14 protein-coding genes are annotated in these 17,810 nt (G+C 74.6%); 7 read left to right on the top strand and 7 right to left on the bottom strand.

From position 1 onward, the window contains the following. Window positions 1-24: 24 nt before the first annotated feature. Window positions 25-738, top strand: coding sequence for a TetR/AcrR family transcriptional regulator (locus tag ACFYXE_RS10220; RefSeq protein ID WP_389310901.1), 714 nt, complete (start codon window positions 25-27; stop codon window positions 736-738). Between the two features lie 30 nt (window positions 739-768). Here ACFYXE_RS10220 and ACFYXE_RS10215 read toward each other — a convergent pair whose 3' ends face one another. Next, complete coding sequence (locus ACFYXE_RS10215; RefSeq protein WP_389311419.1) at window positions 769-2,247, bottom strand: PLP-dependent aminotransferase family protein; 1,479 nt, start codon at window positions 2,245-2,247, stop codon at window positions 769-771. 121 nt (window positions 2,248-2,368) lie between these two features. Here ACFYXE_RS10215 and ACFYXE_RS10210 point away from each other — a divergent pair, with 121 nt between their 5' ends. Further along, window positions 2,369-3,043 (top strand): YitT family protein, encoded by a 675-nt coding sequence (locus ACFYXE_RS10210; RefSeq protein WP_389310899.1) that lies wholly within the window; start codon window positions 2,369-2,371, stop codon window positions 3,041-3,043. On the opposite strand, the gene ACFYXE_RS10205 is transcribed toward ACFYXE_RS10210, so the two are convergent. Then, window positions 3,026-3,655: a chorismate mutase gene (locus tag ACFYXE_RS10205; RefSeq protein ID WP_389311417.1), complete on the bottom strand. Its 630-nt coding sequence runs from the start codon at window positions 3,653-3,655 to the stop codon at window positions 3,026-3,028. The genes ACFYXE_RS10210 and ACFYXE_RS10205 overlap by 18 nt on opposite strands. A 276-nt stretch (window positions 3,656-3,931) precedes the next feature. On the opposite strand from ACFYXE_RS10205, the gene ACFYXE_RS10200 reads away from it, so the two are divergent. Both ACFYXE_RS10200 and ACFYXE_RS10195 read left to right on the top strand, forming a co-directional pair. Continuing rightward, the gene (locus ACFYXE_RS10200) at window positions 3,932-4,117 is read left to right on the top strand and encodes a hypothetical protein (protein WP_389310897.1); all 186 of its coding nucleotides are present in this window, start codon (window positions 3,932-3,934) and stop codon (window positions 4,115-4,117) included. A 9-nt stretch (window positions 4,118-4,126) separates the two neighbouring features. Further along, window positions 4,127-4,573 carry a hypothetical protein gene (locus ACFYXE_RS10195; RefSeq protein WP_389310895.1) on the top strand — a complete coding sequence of 149 codons (447 nt, stop codon included), beginning with the start codon at window positions 4,127-4,129 and terminating at the stop codon, window positions 4,571-4,573. A gap of 76 nt (window positions 4,574-4,649) precedes the next feature. On the opposite strand, the gene ACFYXE_RS10190 is transcribed toward ACFYXE_RS10195, so the two are convergent. Next, a complete protein-coding gene (locus tag ACFYXE_RS10190) occupies window positions 4,650-6,254 on the bottom strand; it encodes a S8 family peptidase (RefSeq protein WP_389310893.1) in 1,605 nt (534 codons plus the stop codon). A gap of 573 nt (window positions 6,255-6,827) precedes the next feature. Between ACFYXE_RS10190 and ACFYXE_RS10185 the strand changes: the two genes are divergently transcribed. Next, entirely contained in the window at window positions 6,828-9,971 is a 3,144-nt protein-coding gene (locus tag ACFYXE_RS10185; RefSeq protein WP_389310891.1) for a LuxR C-terminal-related transcriptional regulator, read from the top strand. A gap of 30 nt (window positions 9,972-10,001) precedes the next feature. On the opposite strand, the gene ACFYXE_RS10180 is transcribed toward ACFYXE_RS10185, so the two are convergent. Continuing rightward, window positions 10,002-10,847 (bottom strand): alpha/beta fold hydrolase, encoded by an 846-nt coding sequence (locus ACFYXE_RS10180; RefSeq protein WP_389310889.1) that lies wholly within the window; start codon window positions 10,845-10,847, stop codon window positions 10,002-10,004. 248 nt (window positions 10,848-11,095) lie between these two features. Here ACFYXE_RS10180 and paaK point away from each other — a divergent pair, with 248 nt between their 5' ends. Together paaK and ACFYXE_RS10170 are read left to right on the top strand one after the other, a co-directional pair. Further along, complete coding sequence (gene paaK / locus ACFYXE_RS10175) at window positions 11,096-12,394, top strand: phenylacetate--CoA ligase PaaK (protein ID WP_389311415.1); 1,299 nt, start codon at window positions 11,096-11,098, stop codon at window positions 12,392-12,394. Between the two features lie 83 nt (window positions 12,395-12,477). After that, on the top strand, window positions 12,478-12,711 hold the full coding sequence (locus ACFYXE_RS10170) for a hypothetical protein (protein WP_389310887.1): 234 nt from the start codon (window positions 12,478-12,480) through the stop codon (window positions 12,709-12,711). A 3-nt stretch (window positions 12,712-12,714) separates the two neighbouring features. Here the strand turns inward: ACFYXE_RS10170 and ACFYXE_RS10165 are convergent, their stop codons facing one another. The 3 genes from ACFYXE_RS10165 to ACFYXE_RS10155 form a co-directional block, all read right to left on the bottom strand. Beyond that, window positions 12,715-15,726 carry a trypsin-like peptidase domain-containing protein gene (locus ACFYXE_RS10165; RefSeq protein ID WP_389310885.1) on the bottom strand — a complete coding sequence of 1,004 codons (3,012 nt, stop codon included), beginning with the start codon at window positions 15,724-15,726 and terminating at the stop codon, window positions 12,715-12,717. Continuing rightward, entirely contained in the window at window positions 15,723-16,046 is a 324-nt protein-coding gene (locus tag ACFYXE_RS10160) for a CU044_2847 family protein (RefSeq protein ID WP_361174130.1), read from the bottom strand. The genes ACFYXE_RS10165 and ACFYXE_RS10160 overlap by 4 nt, the downstream gene beginning before the upstream one ends. A gap of 148 nt (window positions 16,047-16,194) precedes the next feature. Next, a complete protein-coding gene (locus tag ACFYXE_RS10155; RefSeq protein ID WP_389310883.1) occupies window positions 16,195-17,748 on the bottom strand; it encodes an acyl-CoA synthetase in 1,554 nt (517 codons plus the stop codon). Window positions 17,749-17,810: the final 62 nt, after the last annotated feature.

The raw sequence follows: 17,810 nt of genomic DNA, 5'->3' as shown, positions 1-17,810 counted from the left end.
TTCCAGTCATGTCAAAATGGGTCCATGACAACGCGGACGCGCCGCTCGCAGCGGCGCACGGAGGCGCTCTCCCGGGAGCGCATCATCGAGGCCGCCGTCGAGCTGCTCGACGCGAGCGGGGAGCGCGGGCTGACGTTCCGGGCGCTGGCCGAGCGCCTCGCCACCGGGCCCGGGGCGATCTACTGGCACGTGGCGAACAAGGACGAGCTGCTCGCGGCCGCGACCGACTCCGTCGTCGCGGCGGCCTTGGCGGTCGAGCCGGTCGGGGACCGGGCGCCGCAGGCGGAGATCCGTGCCGTCGCGCTCGGCCTGTTCGACGCGGTCGAGGAGCATCCGTGGCTCGCCGCCCAGCTGTCCACGCAGCTGTCGCGCAGTCCGTGGGGTGCGGTGGCACCGCGCATCTTCGAGAGCTTCGGGCGGCGGGTCGGCGCACTGGGCGTGCCCGAGGAGGGCTGGTTCGCGGCGACCTCGGTCCTGGTGCACTACGTCCTGGGCGCCGCGGGGCAGAACGCGGCGAACACGGAGAGCGCCCGCGCCCTCCCGCCCGGCACCGACCGCACGGAGTTCCTCGACAGCGTGTCGCGGGCCTGGGAGGAGCTCGACCCCGACGCGTACCCGTTCACCCGGGCCGTCGCGGGCCGGCTGCGCGACCACGACGACCACGAGCAGTTCCTCGCGGGCGTCGATCTGGTGCTCACCGGCATCGCGGCGTCGGGGCGGCCCGAGATCGTGCGGTGAGGGTCGCGACGCCCCGGGACCCGTCCGGCGTCAGGCCACCCAGCGCGGTCGCGCGGGGGCGGAGGGCGGCGCGAGGTCGTCGGCGAGTGCCGCCGCCATGCGGCGCACCGCTTCGTGGAGCGTGTCGGCCGGCGTGGTGTACGGGATGCGCAGCCGCTGTTCGAAGAGGCCGGGGTCGGCCGCGAAGAAGGAGCCGCTCTCGATCCGCACGCCGTGGTCGAGGGCCCGCTCCGCGAGCGCCGGGGCGACCGGCTCGCCGAGATCCACCCACAGCGAGAGGCCGCCGGGCGGCAGGCGCAGGCTCCACCCCGGAAGGTGCTCCTCCAGGGCGGCGCAGAGCGCGGCGCGCCCCGCCCGCAGCTCGGCCAGGCGCGGCGGCAGCAGGACGTCGGACCGGTCGAGGAGGTCGAGGGCGAGCAGCTGGTCGAGGACCGGGCCGCCCATGTCGGTGGCGACGCGCTGCCCGGCCAGCTCGGTCACCAGCCGCGCGGGCGCGCGCAGCCAGCCGATGCGCAGGCCCGCCCAGTGGGTCTTGCTCATCGACCCGACGGTGATGACCTGGCCCGCGCCGCCGGGTCCCGCGTGCGCGGCGAGGGGCGGCGGCGCGGGCACGTCGAGGGCGAGCTCGGCGAGCGTCTCGTCGACGACGAGCCAGCTGCCCGAGCCCCGGGCGGCCCGCAGCACGCGCGCCCTCTCGTCCGCGGGCATGAGACAGCCCGTCGGGTTGTGGAAGTCCGGGATGAGGTAGGCGAGTCGGGGCACCGCCTGCCGGAAGGCCGACTCGACGACATCGATGTCCCAGCCCGCGTCGGTCACCGGCACCGACAGGGTGCGCAGCCGGGCGCGGCGCATGGCCTCCAGCGCGTTCGGGTACGACGGGTTCTCCACGAGCACCCGGTCGCCCGGCGCGCACAGCAGTCCGAGGACGAGGGTCAGCGCGTGCTGGGCGCCCGAGGTCACCAGGATCTGCTCGGGCACGGTGGGCAGCCCCCGCCGGGTGAAGCGCTCGGCGACGGCGGCGCGCAGATCCGGCAGGCCGTAGGGGTGGTAGCCGGGCGTGTGCGCGTGTGCCGCCAGCTGCGGGGCGACGCGCAGCAGGGTGTCGGCGAGCTCCTGCCGCGGCAGTCCGGGGGCGGCCCTGGCCAGGTCGATCGCGGTGTCCTCGGCCGCGAGGAGCCGCCGCACGCCCCTGGGCGCGCGCCCTTCGGGGAGCGCCGTCCAGGTGCCCGCGCCCTGGCGGCTGCGCGCGTATCCGTTCTCGCGCAACAGGTCGTACACAGCGGTGACGGTGGTCCTGCTGGTGTCCAGGGCGGCCGCCAGTTCCCGTTCGGCCGGGAGCCTGACGTGCAGGGCGATGCGGCCGTCCAGGATCAGGTCCCCGATGGCCTGGGCGAGATGCCGGTAGGCGGGGCGCAGGCCGGACGGATCGGGCAGCAGCGCGGCGAGCTGCCTGCCGCCCAGCGTCCGTTCGGCACGGCCGGACGGGTCCGCGGGCCGCTCCGGGTCCATGTCGACCACACCATTCTCCCGGGATTGGCTGTGTTGACCGGGCCAATGACTCTACAGAGTGGCCGCAATGGCCCTGAAGGCACGGGCTTCAGGGCGGACACCGGCACGGAGGCACCCCGGCATGCGGCAGGACAGCTCACACGTCCCCACCCCGGACATCTCGTACGTCCCCTTCCACGACGGCCTCCTGAGACGCCTTCCCCAACTCCTGCTCGGCCTGGGCCTGTACGGCTTCAGCCTCTCGCTGCTGGTCCGCGCCGGGCTCGGCGTGAACCCGTGGAGCGTCCTGTACGAGGGCCTCGAGCGGCGCACGCCGCTCAGCTTCGGCACGATCAGCGCCGTGCTCGGCGTGCTCGTGCTGCTGCTCTGGATACCCCTGAAACAGCGGCCGACGTTCGGCACGTTCGCCAACATCGCCGTCCTCGCCGTCTCGTCCGACCTCGGCCTGCGGGTCGTGCCCGAAGGCCTCGGCCTGCCCGCGCGGACCGGCCTGCTCATGGGCGGGGTGGTCCTCAACGGCCTGTCCGTGGCCGTCTATGTCGGCGCGCGGTTCGGCCCCGGCCCCCGGGACGGCCTGATGACGGGCGCGGCCGCCGTCACCGGTCGTTCGCTGCGGCGGGTCCGCACCGTCATCGAGCTGGGCGTCCTCGCCGTGGGCGCCCTGCTCGGCGGGACCGCGGGCCTCGGCACGGTGCTCTACGCCCTGGCGGTCGGCACGGTCACCCAGCGCGCCCTGCCGTGGTTCGCCTACCGGCTCCCCCGCGACCGGCCCCGGGTCTCAGCCCGCGCAGACTGACCGCAGCGAGCGGCCGAGGGCGACGGTGTGCAGGGCGTCGAGGCGGTCCGCACGGCGCACGCCGTCGGCCGCCGCGACCAGCATCGCCCCGCAGTACGGCGCCGTGCGCGCGCCCGTGGACGCCGCGATGCCGCGCACCAGCTCGGCGTTGACGCGGTTGATCTCCGCACGGACCTCGGCGAGGTCGGGCCGCTCCGTGGGCGCCTGCGCCGGATCGGCGTCCCAGTGCCGGAACAGGCCGCGCTGGACGACCTTGTTGGCCTCGATCTGGTCCCGGAAGATCCGCACGGTGACCTCGGGATCGGCGCCGGCCTCCGTGGCCTGCGCGGCCACGGTGTCCAGCACCTGCCGCTCGCGGGCCGGGTCGTCGACGGGGCTGCCCGTGCCGTATTTGGCGGCGGCGACCAGGTCGGCGGTGGCCAGCCGCCGCGCGGACAGCTCGGCGAGGGGGCGCAGGCGGGCGGAGGACCCCGTCACGGCGCCCGCGCCGGGCCGGTCGGCCGCCGCGACGGCGGTGCCGCCGCCTCCCGCGAGCAGGGTGGCGCCCAGGACACCGGCGGCGAGCAGACGGCGGGCGGAACGGGTCGGGCGGGTGGAGACGGCGAGGCGCACGGCGGATCCCAGGGGCTCGGTGGCGGACGTCCGGCGACCGCGCACGACCCGTCGATCGCGTACGGCCGTGGCCATCGTACGAGCGGGGCCTGTTGGGAGGGGGAACGCGCCGGACGGCGTGCGCGCGAGACGCCCTGCGCTCGGGTCGGCCTGCGCGCGATGCCGTTTCGAAGGGCGCTCTCAGGACACCCGTATGTGTCCGGCCCCGACGGTGACGCGGCGCGGGTGCGCTCCGGACGCGGGGCGCGCGGCGCTCCTGAAGAAACGAGTCCCCCCATGATGACCAAACTGCTGATGGGTCTCGCGCTCGTGGTGGGCTACGTCCTGGGGCGGCTGAGGCGTCCGAAACTGGCCTTCGCCCTGGGCACGATGATCGCGGGCAGGCGGCTGCGGCTGAGCCCCAAGTCCCTGGCGTCGTTCGCAGCGGAACAGCTGGCGCAGCACGGGAACCGGCCGCAGTAGGTTGGCCGGATGCAGTCACACCAGGACCACACCACCCCTGCCCCGCCACCCGTCACGACCGGTCGGCCGGGCCGCCGCACGTCGACCGCCGCCGTGTGGCTGGCCGTCGGCCTCCTCGTCGGGGCCGGGGCGGTCGGCGCGGCGTGGGCGCTGGACGGCGGCGGCGCGAGCGCGGACGGGGCCGACGCGGCCGGGGACGCGCGGGCCGCGTGCCAGGCGCTCGACGGGTTCGACGAGGGGGCGTACACCAAGAAGGGCACGGCCGGTGAGATCGCCATGAACCGGTTCGCCGCGGCGGGCGCGTTCGCCGGGGCGGCCGCGGCGGGCGACGAACGGTACAAGCCGCTGGCCGAGGCGGTCCGCCGCACGCAGGAGCGCCACGCCCGGCTGTTCGCGTTCGACGCCGAGGCGAAGCGGGACCTGGCCGAGGCCCGCGGGTTCTGCCGCGACCTCTAGCGCGCGAGGCGCCGGCCCGCAGGTGCGGGCCGGCGCCGTCCCCGGTGGGGATGCGGTCGGACGGGGGAAGCGGCGGTCAGAACTGCAGGAACCAGGAGTTGATGGTGCCGGTGTCGTTGGTCCAGTTGTCCGTCACCCGCAGCTTCCAGGTGCCGTCGGCGGTCTCGGCGGAGGCGTCGACGCGGTAGGTGGCCTGGACGTTGTCGGCACTGTCGTTGCTGTTGTAGTCCTTCAGGACGTAGGCGGTGCCGTCGGGCGCGACGAGCTCGACCTTGAGGTCGCCGCGGAAGGTGTGCCGGATGTCGACGCCGACGGTCAGGTCGGCCGGGGCCCTGCCGGTGACGCCGCTGACCGTGAGGGGCGACTCGACGGTGGCGTTGTCACGGATCGGGTAGTCGTCGGTGTTCTCGAACTTCTTGCCGGTGGGCGGTGTGGTGCCGCCCGCACCCGTGTACAGGAGCTTGTTCGGCGAGCCGGTACGGGCGTCGGTGACCTTGTCGGACGTGGCGCCCGCGACGAGCTTGTCGCGGACCTGGGCCGGGGTCCAGGACGGGTTGGCGGCGAGCAGCAGCGCGGCGGCGCCGGCCACGTGCGGGGAGGCCATGGACGTACCGCTCATGGTCTGCGAGTTCCCGTCGCCGGAGTTGGACGAGGAGACGATGCTGTCGCCCGGGGCGAAGATGTCCAGGCAGGAGCCGTAGTTGGAGCCCTGGCCGTTGGACCACCCGGTGGCGCGGGCGTCGCGGCTGTTGGTGGCGCCGACCGTGATGGCGGACGGGGTGGAGGACGGGGAGTACGAACAGGAGTCGGCGTTGTTGTTGCCCGCCGCCACGACCCAGGTGACGCCGGAGGCTATGGAGGCCGCCACGGCGTCGTTCACGGACTGGGTCTTGCCGCCGCCGATGCTCATGTTGGCCACGGCCGGCTTGACCGCGTTCTTGGTGACCCAGTCGATCCCGGCGAGGACCGGCGCCCAGGTGTCGCCCGACGTGCCCTGGCAGTTCAGCACCCGCACGCCGACCAGCTTGACGCCCTTGGCGACACCGTACGAGCCGCCGCCGACGGTGCCCGCGACATGGGTGCCGTGGCCCTGGCAGTCCGAGGCGTTCGAGTCGTTGTCGATGAAGTCGTAGCCGCTGACCGCACGGCCGCCGAAGTCGCGGTGGCTCATGCGGATACCGGTGTCGACGATGTACGCGTTCACGTTGGCGGCGGTGGTGTCGTACGCGTACTGCTTGTCGACCGGCAGGTCGCGCTGGTCGACGCGGTCCAGACCCCAGGAGGGCGGGTTGGTCTGCGTGTCCACCGCGTAGGCGGCGGCGTCGGCCTCGACGCGGGCGACCGAAGGGTCGGCGGCCAGTTCCTTGGCCTCGCCCTCCGACATCCGCACGGCGAAGCCGCGCAGGGCGGCGGTGTAGGTGTACCGCAGGCTGCCCGCGTGCTCCTTGGCCAGGGCCTTCGCCGAGGCGGGGACGGCGGAACGGGCGACCGAGTCCTTGAAGGTGACGATGTACGAGCCATCGACGGCGCCGGGGCGGTCCGCCCCGACGATGCGGCCCTCGCCGTCGCCCGGCGGGACGGGAGCGGCGGCGGCCCCGGAGGTCGCCGCGACTCCCGCGAGCAGGGCGGTACTTGCGCCGACGGCGAGCACGCGCCGGACGGCGCGAGCGTCGATCTTCATGGTTTCTCCCTCGGAATCCGACACGACATATGCCGTGTCCATGACAGGTGGGGCGTGACAGGACCGGCGTGCCGCGTGCTGTGGGCGACAGCCGAGTGTCGGAGGGGGCGCGCCGCACGGAGTGGGTGCGGGCCGCGCCTGCTGGGTGGTGTGCCGCACGGAGTGGGGCTCCGTGCGGCACGGGTCTGATCACGTCACACGGCTGTTGGGGACAGCCGTCCTCGTCCGTCCGGTCCTGCCGGCGGGGGCCGGGGCGTTCGAGCGTGACGTCGTCGGACGGGCCAGAGCATCGGCCAGGCCGAGGCGGCGCAGCAATCCGTAGCGCTACCCAAAGAGTGGGAAGCGGAGGCGCCCGGCGCCCCCGGGAGCGCCTCGGCCCGGGCCTGCGGGGCCGCTCCGGCACCGGGTGGCGGCATTCCCTAGGTGGTGACCCCCTATTGCGACGGGGGTGGCCGAACGAGTAGACCACCGTTCAACGAACGCCGTGTCCCGGCGAGCAGGCCCCGACAGCCCCGCACCACGTGGCGCTCCCGACGCGGGCCGCCCGGGACGACGGCAGCGAGAGGCGGAGCCGTGGACGGACGTTCCTTCGATGCGGGCCGGGACGCGGAGACGCGCGGCGGACACGGCACGGTCGGCCGGGCCGCCGAGACCCGGCGTCTGCGCGAGGCCCTGCGCGCGGGCCCGGTCGTCGTGGTGGTCCGCGGTGAGACCGGCACGGGCGTGCCCCGGCTGGTGGACGAGGTGCTCGCCGAGGCGGAGTTCACGGGGTGGTCGCAGTTGCGCGGGGTGTGCCGCGAGGACGTGCGGCCAGGGTCGGGGCCTGACGGGGGCGGGGGTTCGTGGGCGACCGCCCCGCTCTCTCCCGTCGCCGACGCGCTCGCTGGGCTGCCGTACCGGCCCGGCATCCCCGGCCCCGCCCTCCCGGAAGTGACCGGAGTCATCGCACTCCTGGTGCCCGAGCTGGCCGACCGGCTGCCGCAGCCACCCCCGGCCGCCGCCGACCCGCACGTCAGGAACGCGCTGCTGCCGCGCGCCGTCCAGACGCTGCTCGACGCGCTCGGGGACGCCGTCCTCGTCGTGGAGGACGTGCACCGCGCCGACCCCGCCACCCTCGCCCTGCTCCAGCACCTGATCGGCGCGCTGCCGCCCCGGCTCCGCCTGGTCGTCACCGAGGACGCGGCGCCCGGGCTGCCGCTGTTCGGCGTCCCGCTGCCCGCGCGGGCCCGCGTCGAGGAGATCGACGTCCGGCCCCGGACGTGCGGGGACACGGAGGAGTTCGTACGCCGGTGGCTGCACGCCCACCGGCCGCAGCGCGCCGAGGACCTGCACGACCTGGTCGTCCACGTGCACGAGTCGAGCGGCGGACTGCCCGACGTGGCCGAGGCGTTGCTGGCGTCCGCCGACGAGCTGCTGCGCACGCGGGAGCGGAACCGGACGGGCCTGCCGGGTGTCGCGGCCACCATCGGCCACAAGGTCCGGGACATCGGGTACGCCGGGGCGACGGCCACGCGGGGCGAGGGCCGGCAGGAGCACCACGAGGCGCACAGCGGCGAAGAGCCGGCCGCCGCGGGCGGCCGGTGCGACGACGCGCACCCCGCGGAGGTCAGCCTGCTCGCCGCCCTGCGGGACGTCGGCGTACCTCCGCAGGTCCGGCGCGACTTCGCCCTGCGGTACGGGCGGCTCGGCGAGGACGCCCTGCGCGTCGTGGAGGCGGCGGCCGTGCTCGACCGGGCGGTGCCCGTCGGCCTGCTCGCCGAGGTGGCCGGGCTCTCCGCCGAGCGCGCGGAGGCGGCCGTGGACGCCTGCGGGCGCCGTGCCGTCCTGCGGACGGACGGGCCGAGCCCCGTCTTCCGGCACCCGCTGGACCGCCGTGCCGCGCTGGCGCGGATGCCGGGGACGCGGGTGGCCCGGCTGAGCCTGCGGGCCGCCCGGGCTCTGCACCGGGACGGCGCGGGCCCCCTGCCGCTGACCGATCTGGCCAGGCTGTACACGGCCGCGGGACGCGTGCGCGAGGCGCTGCGCTGCCTCGTCGCGGCGGCCGACCGGGCGGCGGCGGAGGGCGATTACGCCGCCGCCACCAGCCTCTACACGCGAGCGATCGACGAGGACCCGCACGCCGAAGGACGTATCCGCGCCGCGGCGAAACTGGCCCGCACCGCCCAGCTCGCCCGCGCGGGCGAGCACGTGGTCGCCGCCGTGCGGCGGGTCCTCGACGAGGACGCGCCGCCCGCCCGGCTGCGCGGCGAGATCCGACTGCACCTGAGCGTCGTGCTGCGCAACCAGAGCGGCGGGGCGCTGGACAGCCTCAACGAGGTCGCCCGCGCCATCCCCGACCTGGAACTCACCGACCCGCAGACCGCCGCCCGCGCCATGGCGGTCGCCGCCATCCCCTCCATCAAGGGCTGGCCCGTCGACCGCCACCTGCACTGGCTGGACCGCTGCGAGGCGCTCACCGGCCAGGTCACCGACCCCGTCGCCCGCGCCGCCATCGCGGCCAACCGCGCGACCGCCCTGATGCTCCTCGGCGAACCCCGGGCCTGGACCGCGGCAAAGGCGCTGCGCGGCCCGGCCGGAAGCGCCATGGAGGCCGCGCACCACGCCCGGGGCTGGACGAACCTGGCCCACGCGGCCACCGCCCTCGGCCACGACGTGCGGGCCCGGGAGTTCCTCGACCGGGCGGCCCACGGCCTGGCCGACACCAGGAGCCCGTACCTGGAAGGGCTCACGCAGACCGCCCAGTTGGTGCTCGCCTGGCACGGCGGGCACTGGCAGGGGCTGCACGCGTCCGCGGACCGGACCACCCGGCACTACGCGGAGATACCCGATCTGACCTCCGAGGCCATGCTGATCCGCGGGCTGACCGCGCTGCACATGCTCGGCGACGTCCCGCGGGCCCGCCGCGACCTCGCCGAGGCCGCCCGGGTCACCCGCTACGACACGGGCGTCATCCTCACCGCGTCCGCCGCCGCCACCGCCCGCGTCCACCTGGAGGCGGGGCGGCCCGGTCAGGCCTGCGAGGCGGTCGAGGAGACCCTGAACCGGCTCGCCCGCACCGGCGGTTGGCTGTGGGCGGGCGAGCTGGCGCCCATGGCCGTGGAGGCGCTGCACGGCAGCGGGCAGGGCGCGCGGGCCGTGCGGCTCGTCGACGACTTCGCCGCGGGCACCGTCCGGCAGGACGCGCCGGCCGCCCGCGCCGCGCTGACCGTGTGCCGGGCGCTGCTCGCCGAGGCGGCCGACCGGCCCGACGAGGCAGTCGTCCTGCTGGCCGACGCGGAGGCCCAATGGCGCGCCCTGGGACGCCCCTTCGAGGCCGCGCGGGCGGCGGAGACCCGCGGGCGCTGCCTCCTCGGCCTGCACGGCGAGGCGGCGGCCGACGTCATCCAGGACGTGGTCGAGGCCTACCGTGCGCTCGGGGCGCGCTGGGACGTGGCCCGCTGCCAGCGGCTGCTGCGCCGCCACGACATCGTCACCACCCACCGCAGGGGCCGCCTCGGCTACGGCGACCAGCTCTCGCCCCGCGAGCAGGAGGTGGCGCACCTGGTCGTCCAGGGCCGGGCCAACCGTGAGATCGCGGAGAGCCTGGTCCTGTCGACCCGCACGGTCGAGCACCATGTGGCCCGCATCATGCGGAAGTTGAACGTCACGTCCAGGACGGGCATCGCGTCGGCCGGCCGGGCGGGCGACGAGCCGCGGGCCGCCGACCGGCCGAGGTGAGCGGCCCCTCGCCCCGGACGCCGGCCCCGGTCAGTCCTGCGCGAGGAATCCGGCGACCCGCCGCACGAACCACTCCGGGTCGTCCAGCCACGGGAAGTGGGCGCCGCGCGGCTGCACTTGGCGCACCCCGTGCGGGAAGAGCGCGGCGAACTCCTCGGCGTGCGCGGGGTTCGGGCCGCTGTCCCACTCGCCGGCGAGGACCAGGACCGGCGCGGCGAGGGCGGTCAGGGCGGCGCGGGTGGCGGGCGGGTCGAAGGCGCCCTCGGCGTAGAAGGCGGCCGCCGCGTCCGCGTTCTTCTCGGTGGCGCCGGCCGCCCGGTGCGCCTGCGCCGTGGCGTCCCAGCGCCCGTACGCGAGGGGCGCGAGGGCGTTCCACACCTCGGCGGTGGCGCGGCCGGCCGCGATCTCCTCCAGCGCGGCCTCCGCGGCGGGATACCAGGGCTCGCCCGCGCGCAGCGCCGCCGCGTCCCGGTGGTCCCGGTCGGTGACGGTCAGGCCGACGGAGTGCGTGGCCGGGGTGACCAGGACGAGGGCGCGGACCCGCTTGGGGCGGCGGGCCGCGTACAGCGTGGCCAGGTTGCCGGACGCCGAGTGGCCCAGCAGGTCGATCCGTTCGAGCCCCAGGTGCTCGCGCAGCGCCTCGACGTCGTCGACGAGCCGGTCGCAGCGGTACGTCGCCGGGTCGTCCGGCACCGCCGAGTCGCCCGTGCCGCGCAGGTCGAGCAGGATCAGGCGGCGGTGCGCGGTGAGGCCGCCGAGGTCGCCGAAGTAGGCGGCGGCCCGCATGGGGCCGCCCGGGAGGCACAGCAGCGGTTCGCCGTCCCCCTTCTCGTGGTAGGCGAGCTCCGTCCCGTCGTACGCGCTGAATGTCGGCATGGGGATGATCATCACATTCCGCGCGCCGCCCGGGCAACGCCGTCGGGCACGGCGTCCGGGCGCTGCCGTCCGGCGGCCCGCCCGGGGGTGGCCCATGACGGTGGCCCTTGCCCTCGCGCCGCAGCTCAAAGCCGCTGTGCGAGATCCCTTGACGGCCACCTCCCGGCCTGGATTACTGAGCTCACCAGAAGATCGACGACCGAATGATCGGTCGCCCGTTCAGGACGGGAGCAATGCTCATGACGCGTATGCCGGCACTGCTGGACGCGGCGGAACGACTCGGCCCGCACGAGCTCCGTGCCCTGCAGTGGGAACGTCTCCAGGACACGCTGCTGCACGCGTACGAGAACGTCCCGTTCTACCGGGCGGCGTTCGACAAGGCGGGGCTGCACCCCGACGACTGCCGATCGCTCGCCGACCTCGCGCGGTTCCCGTTCACCACCAAGGACGACCTGCGGGCCAACTACCCGTTCGGGATGTTCGCGGTGGAGCAGTCCGAGGTGCGCAGGCTGCACGCCTCCAGCGGCACGACGGGTCTCCCGACGGTCGTCGGGTACACCGAGCAGGACCTCTCCATGTGGGCGGACGTCGTCGCGCGCTCGATCCGGGCCGCGGGCGGCCGTCCCGGCGAGAAGGTCCATGTGGCGTACGGGTACGGCCTGTTCACCGGCGGCCTGGGCGCGCACTACGGGGCGGAGCGGCTCGGGTGCACGGTGATCCCCGCGTCCGGCGGCATGACCGCGCGCCAGGTGCGGCTGATCCAGGACTTCCGGCCCGAGATCATCATGGTGACCCCGTCGTACATGCTCACCCTCCTGGAGGAGTTCGAGCGGCAGGGCGTCGATCCCCGTACGACGTCCCTGAAAGTCGGCATCTTCGGCGCGGAGCCGTGGACGGAGGAGATGCGGCGCGAGATCGAGGAGCGTTTCGCGATCGACGCCGTCGACATCTACGGGCTCTCCGAGGTGATCGGCCCCGGGGTCGCGCAGGAGTGCGTGGAGACCAAGGACGGGCTGCACATCTGGGAGGACCACTTCTATCCCGAGGTCGTGGACCCGATCACGGGCGAGGTGCTGCCGGACGGCGAGCGCGGTGAGCTGGTGTTCACCTCGCTCACGAAGGAGGCCATGCCCGTCATCCGGTACCGGACGCGGGATCTGACGCGCCTGCTGCCGGGGACGGCACGGGTGTTCCGCCGGATGGAGAAGATCACCGGCCGCAGCGACGACATGGTGATCCTGCGGGGCGTCAACCTCTTCCCCACCCAGGTCGAGGAGATCGTGCTGCAAACGGCGGGCATCGCCCCGCACTTCCAGCTGCGGCTGACCCGCGAGGGCCGCATGGACGCGCTGACGGTGCGCGCCGAGGCCCGCGCGGACACCCCGCCGGAGCGGCGCACGGCCGCGGCCCGGGAGATCGCGTCGGCGGTGAAGGACGGCATCGGCGTCTCGGTCGGCGTGGAGATCGTCGACCCGGAGACGCTGGAGCGGTCGGTGGGCAAGTTCAAGCGGATCGTGGACCTGCGCCCGAAGGGGCAGGCCGGCTAGGGCGACCGGCACCCGCGGAACGTCTCCGGCCGGTGGGGCCCGTGCGCGACACTGGACGTGCGGCACGGGCCAGGGAGGTCGAGGTGTCGGAGCAACCGGGGCAGGATCCCGCACACGACGGCGACGAGGCGGCGCACTGGACGGCGTCCGCGATCGACGGCCGCCTGCCGCCGGGCCTGTTGGAGAGCATCGCCCGACAGCTCGGCGACGAGGAAGCGGAGGATGAGGGCGAGGCGGACGGCGAGGACGAGGACGGCGGGGGTGGACAGGGGAACGGGGGCGCGGACGGGGGCGGCGATTCCGCGTCCGCGGGTTGACGGTCAGCCGCCGCCCTCCCCGCCCAGCTCCCGGAGGATCGCCCGCACGTCGTGCTGCCCCCAGTGGTAGCCGATCTCCACGCTCATCTGCTCGGCGAGCGCCAGCTCGGCCCATGCCGACTCGTTCTCGCCCGACCTGCGGTGGAGTTGGGCCAGCAGCATGCGGCCCTCGATCTCGGCGATGCGGTAGCCGTCGGCGACCGCCATCCGCAGCGCGGGGGCCAGCTGGACGTCCGGCACGGTACCGGGCGTTCCGAAGCGCAGTTCCCAGCGGCACGCGCCCAGCATCGCGCGGATCAGCACGTCACGCCGGGCGATGCCCCGGGCGAGGAGCAGCCCCTCGTCGTACGCCCGGCGGGCCGCCGCCGCGTCGCCGCGGTCCAGGGCCAGGTCGCCGAGGCCGACCAGGCAGCTCACCTCGTCGCCGCGCCACCCCGCCGCCCGGCACACCGTCAGGTTGGTCCGGTGGACCCGGCGGGCCGCGTCGTCCTGCCCGAGCCTGCGCAGGTGCTCCGCGTAGCGCGTGCCGCTGCTGCTGTAGAGGGCGGGGATCGGCGTGTGCTCGCGGGCGATGCGCAGCGCCTCGGCGAAGGCGCGGCCGGCCTCTTCGGTGCGGCCCTCGAAGTGGGCGAGGGCGCCCTTGAGCGTCTCGGCCACGAGCACGTCCTCCTGGTCCGCCGACCGTTCCGCCAGCGCGAACGCCTCGGTCACGATGGCGCCGCACGCCGGCAGGGCACCCAGGCTGAGGTAGAGCTCGGCCAGGTTCTGGCAGCTCACGGCCGCGTCGTGCCAGGCCCCGACGGCCTTGAACGCCTGCATGGCGCGCCGGGTGGCGACGCCCGCCTCGCGCAGCCGCCCGAGCATCTGCAGGCAGGTCGCCACCTCGTGCTGGACCCAGCCCCGTGAGGCGCTGTCCCGCATCAGCGGCAGCCGCATGAGCTCGCCGTCCGGGTAGAACTCCCCGAAGACCGACAGGGCCGTCTCGTACGCCCCCAGCTCGCGGGTGATCAGACCGCGCTCCCCCGCGTACAGGACGGCGTGCACGAGGTTTCCGGCGGCTTCGTAGTCACCGCCGCCGCACGCGTGGTGGATGGCCTCGACGGTCGGCTCCAGCTCCTCCAGCGTGCGCCGCCGCTCCGGCTCGTCGGTGGTGCCCAGGAAGTAGCGCATGGCCCGCAGGTGCAGGGCGCGGCGCTGCTCCCGGTCCGTCGCGCGGGTCTCGAAGAAGTCCCGGACCAGGGGGTGCATGCTGGTGCGGCCCGCGACGTCCCGGCGCAGGATGCGGGCCGCGAGCAGGTGCTGGAACATCACGGTCCGCGCCTGCTGCCACTCGGTGTCGGCCTCCTCCCAGGGGCGCTCGGGCAGGACGTGGCGCAGCGCCTCGTCGGGCACCGCGACGCGGAAGACGCTGTAGCGGGTGAGGAAGGAGCGCTCCGCGTCGGACAGGCAGGCGTCGTAGTCGAGGAGGACCTGGCGCAGTTGCTGGTCGCGGGAGAGGGAGGGGTCGGGGGCGGGCAGGGAGGCGACCCGCCGGATCTCGCCCTGGTGGCGCTTGGTGAGGATCGCCGCGATCAGGCTCAGGGTGAGGGCGTGCCCTTCCCAGTCCCGCACCAGGCGCTCCAGGGAGCTGTCGGGACCGTCGATGCCCAGCTTGCGCAGGAGTCGCGTGCCGGCCGCGAGTGACAGCGGGGGGACGTCGACCTGCTGGCACGTCACGTAGCGCACGAGGTCGAGGACCGGCGCCCGGGTGGTGATCAGGCAGAAGGACCGGTGTCCGGGCGTCGCGAAGAAGGTGAGGAAGTCGTGCAGGTCGGCGCTGCGCAGGGTGCCGTAGTAGTCGCCGGTCTGGTGCTGCATGACTTCGAGTCCGTCGAGCACGAAGAGGAAGGGCCGCAGTTCGAGGAGGGCGGCCACGCTCTCCGCGCGGGCGCGGCCGTCGGGCAGTTCGCCCGAGGAGATGCGGCCGCCGCTGACGAACTCCAGGGCGGCCTCGAAGAAGTCGTCGGCGCTCGCGCGTTCGGTGAAGCTCCACCAGAAGACGTCGCTGAAGGTGCCGTCGGCACCGCCGCCGGTGGCCCGGTCCACCCAGCGCCTGGCCAGGCTGCTCTTGCCCTCTCCGCCGAACCCCACGAGGGCGACCACGAGGGATTCGTCGTCGCCCGCGGCCCGGTCGAGTTCGTCGAGCAGCGTGTCGCGCCCGACCCATTCGGGCAGGGGCACGGGCGCCGAGTCCATCCGCCGTCCGGCGGGCACCCGCGCGGCCCGCCCCAGCAGGTCCGGTTTCACCCGGGCGGGTTCGGCGGCGGCCAGCGGCAGGGAGTCGGAGCGCAGGTCCACGCGCAGCGGAGAGAAGTCGAGGACCTGGGCGTTGACCGCCCAGGCGGTGTCCCGGTCCTTGCCCGTCACGGTCTCGGCGATCCAGGTCTCGGAGACGACGCCGACGACCAGGTTGCGCTCGATGTCGAGGACGGCCGCGCCGCTCATGCCCGCGTCGATCTGGCTGGACTCCAGCTGGACGGGGTCGAGCAGCAGGTGCCGGCCCACCGGCGGTTCGACCTCACCGAGGATCACCCCGCGCGCCCAGGCCCCGATGTAGCCCTCCAACTGCCGGTAGCCGTAGCTGCGGAAGGAGTTCCACTGGGACTCGACGGCAGTGCCGAGCACGGCCACCCGGTCGGCGGGCAGCGGCAGGTCGCCCTCCACCTGGAGGCAGACCAGGTCGTCCTCGCTGTCGGTGAAGGCGGCCGCCACCCACGCCGGGCGCACCTCGGAGAGCCGCGACCGGTGGTTGACGGCGGGGAAGTACACCTCCACCTGCGCCTCCCTGCTGGCCAGCGGTTCGACGCCGCACGCGCGGACGACGTGGGCGCAGGTGGCGACGATCCCGCCGCGCGAGATGACCACGCCGGTGCCCACGATCCGGCCGCTCGCCGGGTCCCTGATCTGCACGGTGAACTCGCGGATGTCCTGGAGGATGACCCGGGGCGGGGGCCGCCGTGACGTGCCGTGGCTCATGTCTGGCCACCGGCCCCCCAGCGCAGGGTGACGCTCACCGAGGCCTCGACGCCCGCCTTGGCGATGACGGCGCCCGCCTCGGTGTCGAACTTGATGCCGAAGGTGACCTCGACGCCGTCGGGCCGCAGGTCCATCCGGGCGACGGTGCCGCGGACGCGTTCGGCCATGGCCCGGATCGTCTCCATGGCCTGGTCGACGGCCCGCGCGGACTGGGCCATCGCCTCGGGGGCGTTCAGGGCGACCTGGCGCACGCCGCCGCGCTGCTGGAACTCGACCAGGATGGCGGCCCGGGGCGGTCGCTCGCCGGTGTGCTCGGGCATGGTGTCCCCTCCCCCGTGACGGACATGACGCAGCGCTCGCCCGCACCACGGCAGCGCTGCGGCCACCGTCGCGCCCGGGTGGACCACCGTCAATGTGCGGCGCGCCGGAACATGGGTCCGAGGGCGGGTGCGCTGTCCCGTGCCGGGGTCACGCCCGCCCGAAGCGGTCCCGCAGTTCCCTCTTGAGGATCTTCCCGCTCGCGTTGCGCGGCAGTTCGTCGACGAACAGGACCCGCTTGGGTGCCTTGAAGTGGGGGAGCTTCTCGCGGGCGTGGCCGATGAGTTCGGCCTCGGTGAGGTGGTCGTCGCCGCGGACGACGACGGCGGTGACGGCCTCGACCCAGCGCTCGTCCGGCAGCCCGATCACCGCCACCTCGGCGACGCCCGCGTGCGTGTACAGCGCGTCCTCGACCTGCCGGGACGCGACGAGGACACCACCGGAGTTGATGACGTCCTTGACCCGGTCGACGACGGTGAAGTAGCCCTCTTCGTCGCGCACCGCGAGGTCCCCCGAGTGGAACCAGCCGTCGCGGAAGGCCTCCGCGGTCTCCTCGGGCTTGTCCCAGTAGCCCTCGCACAACTGCGGTGAGCGGTAGACGACTTCGCCCCGGGTGCCGTCCGGCACCTCCCGGCCCTTCTCGTCGACGACGCGTGCCTCGACGAACAGGACGGGCCGGCCGCAGGAGTCCATCCGCCCCTCGTGCTCGTCGGGTCCGAGGACAGTGGCCAGCGGGCCGATCTCGCTCTGTCCGAAGCAGTTGTAGAAGGCCAGCCCGGGCAGCCGGGACCGCAGTCGCTCCAGGACCGGCACGGGCATGATCGACGCACCGTAGTAGGCCTTGCGGAGCGCCCCGAGGTCACGGGTGGCGAAGCCGGGGTGGTGCGAGAGGCCGATCCACACGGTGGGCGGTGCGAAGAGGCTGTCCGCCTTCCCGGCCTCGACGAGGTCGAGGATCCGCTCGGCGTCGGGTGCGTCGAGGAGGGTGTTCTCGGCGCCCACCGCGAGGTAGGGCATGAGGAAGACGTGCATCTGCGCCGAGTGGTAGAGCGGCAGCGAGTGGACGGGCCGGTCGGTCTCCTTGAGGTCGAGGGCGGTGATCGCGCTGGCGTACTCGTGGAGCAGGGCGCGGTGGGTGAGCATGGCGCCCTTGGGCAGGGCGGTGGTGCCGGAGGTGTACAGCAGCTGGGCGAGTCCCTCGCCGTCGTCCGGGCCGGCGACGGCGTGCGCCTCGCCGGGGTGTTCCCGTTCTGCGGGGTGCTCGCCGTGCTCGCCAGGGCGTTGCCGCTCTGCGTAATCGAGGAGCGAACCCGTCGTGCCGCGCAGCGGCAGCACTCGCGCGGAGTCCGGCAGGTGGTGCCGCACGTCGGGGTCGGCCAGGACGGCGGCGCTGCCGGACTGTTCGACGATGTAGCGCAGGTCGTCGCCGGTGAGGTGGTGGTTGATCGGCACGTGTACGAGCCCTGCCCGGGAGCAGGCGAGGAAACCGATCAGGTAGGCGTCGGAGTTGTGTCCGTAGGCCCCCACCCGGTCCCCGTGGGCCAGCCGCTCCCCGAGGAGGAACCCGGCGGCCCGCGTCACCGCGGCATCGAGCCCGGCGTACGTCCACACCCGCTCGCCGTAGCGCAGCGCCACCCGTCGTGGGGTCCGGCGCGCACTGCGCGCGAGGACGTCGTCGACCCTGTTGCCACCCGCACCCGTCATGCCGTGATCCTGGGTCCCGGTGGCCGCCCGGTCAAGGGACGGCGAAAATGACCAACCGCTTG

Source organism: Streptomyces sp. NPDC002564 (genome assembly GCF_042889645.1).
Classification (GTDB): Bacteria; Actinomycetota; Actinomycetes; order Streptomycetales; family Streptomycetaceae; genus Streptomyces.
Note: the sequence above shows the minus strand (reverse complement) of the source record. Positions and strands in the feature narration are given on the sequence as shown.